Consider the following 2,432-nt stretch of genomic DNA (forward strand, 5'->3'; position numbering starts at 1 on the left):
CGGCGATTTCTCGTTCGCAACGGCCTGTCTGCTGGCAAACCGCAAGTATGGCAAGAACACCCAACGCGATGATATTAAGAGCCATCAGTATATCATCAGCTTCGACCCCAGAGATGCAGCCGACAACGGCCTGACCATGGAAAAGGCACAGGCACTTGGCCTGAAGTTTTGTTCTGAAAATTTTCCCGGTCATCCTGCCATCGTCTGCACTCACCCCGATGGGCACAACCATTCGGGAAACATCCACGTCCACATCGTGATCGGCAGCACCCGAACGCGAGAAGTGGAACGCAAGCCCTATATGCAGAAGCCCCGCGATTGGCGCGAGGGCATGAAGCACTCCAGCACCGCCCAGACTATGCGGCACCTCCGTGTCGAGGTCATGGAACTGTGCGAGGGTGCCGGACTGTACCAGATTGACCTGCTCAACGGCTCGAAAGAGCGCGTGAGCGAAGCTGAGTATTGGGCAAGGCGGCGTGGGCAGCAGAAGCTCGACCTTGCAAACGCAGCCTTTGCCGCAGCCGGACAACCACCCCAGCAGAAGAAGTTTGAAACCGTAAAGGACATCTTGCGGAAACAGATTTCTTCGGTGCTGTACCGTGCTACCAGCTTTGAGGATTTTTCCGACAGGCTCTTGCAGCAGTACGGCATTGCCGTCAAGGAAAGCCGTGGACGACTCAGTTATTTGCCTTCCGGCAGAACGAAGTTTATCCGAGCGAAACATCTCGGTGACAAGTTCGATAAGGCGGCAGTGCTTGCTACGTTGCAGGCAAATGCCGAACGCAAACCCAAGTCGCAGTTCAAGCAGGATACCATCGGGAAACTGATTGACATCCAGTCGAAGATGACCGAGGGCAAAGGCATCGGCTATCAGCGTTGGCTCACGAAACACAATCTCAAAGTTATGGCACAGACCGTGAAGCTTCTGCAGGAAAAGGGCTTGACCGACGAGGACGCTCTGAACCAGCGCATCACCGAACTGGAAACCAAGTATCACGACTCGCTGGCGGTGGTGAAAGACCTCGAAGGTCGCATGAAGGCCAACAAAGAGCTGCGCTATCAGGTCGCAGCCTACACCAGCACCAAGAACATCACACAGCAGTTAAAGACCGCCAAGCGACCCGCAGCCTTTGAGGAGCAGCACCGTGCAGAGCTGACAGCATACCGGGTGGCAGCAGCCTATTTCAAGGCAAACAACACCACAAAGCTGCCCAGCCCGAAAAAGCTGGAAGCCGAGTATGCACAGTTGGCATCCGAAAAGGCAAAGTTCTACGAGCAGTACAAGGAATCTAAAGAGGAACTGCTCAAACTGAAAACCGCAAAGCAGAATGTTGCGTCCTTTTTCCGGGAGGAAGAGCAGACGCAGCAGGAGAGATAAAGGAGTGTGCGTATGATCAACTTGAAAATCGACCCGGAGTTTCAGTCCCAGATTCCCCCTTTGACCGATGATGAATTTAAGCAGCTTGAAGAAAACATCCTCAAAGAGGGCAAGCTGATTTCTCCTTTGATTGTTTGGGGTAATACCCTTGTTGATGGCCACAATCGTTATGAAATCGTTCAGGAGCATCCCGAAATCTCTTTCTCCACCATGCCGCTCCCGTTTGAAAGCAGAGAAGAAGTCCTCGCATGGATCTGCAAGAATCAGTTGGGGCGGCGTAATCTGACCCCGGAGCAGAAGAAGTTCCTCATTGGAAAGCAGTACAGTGTGGAGCATCGGAAGCCCGGTGGAAACGGCAACAACCAGCACACGGCTGCTGCCAAGAAAAACGCCCCGGAGGAATTGTGTCAAATTGACACAATTCCTCCCACCTCTGCGGAAGCAAGTGTTCGTAAGCAGATTGCAGAGCGGAACAATGTCAGCGAATCCTACGTTGCCCGTTCTGAAAAGTTCATGCGGGGCGTGGAGATCATGGAACAGATGGTGCCCGGTATGCAGGAAAAAATCCTGTCTGGGCAATTCAAAGTCCGTGATGCCGATATGCACCGCCTCGCCAGAGCGGATTTTCCGAACCGTAAGCAGATCGTGCACGAGATTCTGCACCCGGAAGACCGTCCCGCTCCGCAGTCGAGCTACTCACACTACTCTGGAATCAACTACTCTGCGCTGGAAGTCGCCGTCCGGCGGATTCAGCAGGACTTTGATTTTTTGATGAGATACTTGCCTAAGCTACCGGACGATTCCTACGCCAAAACTGAAACGCTAAAAATCCTCAAGCAGCACAAAGCGTATATGGCACAGTTTGAAGAAATGCTGAACGATAAAGAAATCGCATAACGACAGGCACTTGTAAGCCATCAACGAGCCACCAGCCGCAAGAGCAGGGCGGAAAGCATCCGCGCCCTTGCGCCTGATAAAAATTGGAACTTTGATTTTCTCGCCCGAATTTGCCACGGTGGGACGATCAAAGGAGCGTGCGTTTGAACAAAAAGAA

General features: G+C 52.8%; 2 protein-coding genes. Both read left to right on the forward strand.

Features of this window, described 5'->3' with window-relative positions; translation table 11 throughout:
• Nucleotides 1–1,378, forward strand: a 1,378-nt coding sequence (locus tag DXB44_RS06005; protein ID WP_118658085.1) for a relaxase/mobilization nuclease domain-containing protein, incomplete at its 5' end; no start/stop codon positions are given.
• Nucleotides 1,379–1,390: 12 nt separating this feature from the next.
• Entirely contained in the window at nucleotides 1,391–2,275 is an 885-nt protein-coding gene (locus DXB44_RS06010; RefSeq protein ID WP_118658081.1) for a hypothetical protein, read from the forward strand.
• The last annotated feature ends 157 nt before the right edge of the window (nucleotides 2,276–2,432 follow it).

Origin of the sequence: Faecalibacterium sp. OM04-11BH (genome assembly GCF_003482185.1) — a bacterium.
Classification (GTDB): Bacteria; Bacillota; Clostridia; order Oscillospirales; family Ruminococcaceae; genus Faecalibacterium; species Faecalibacterium tardum.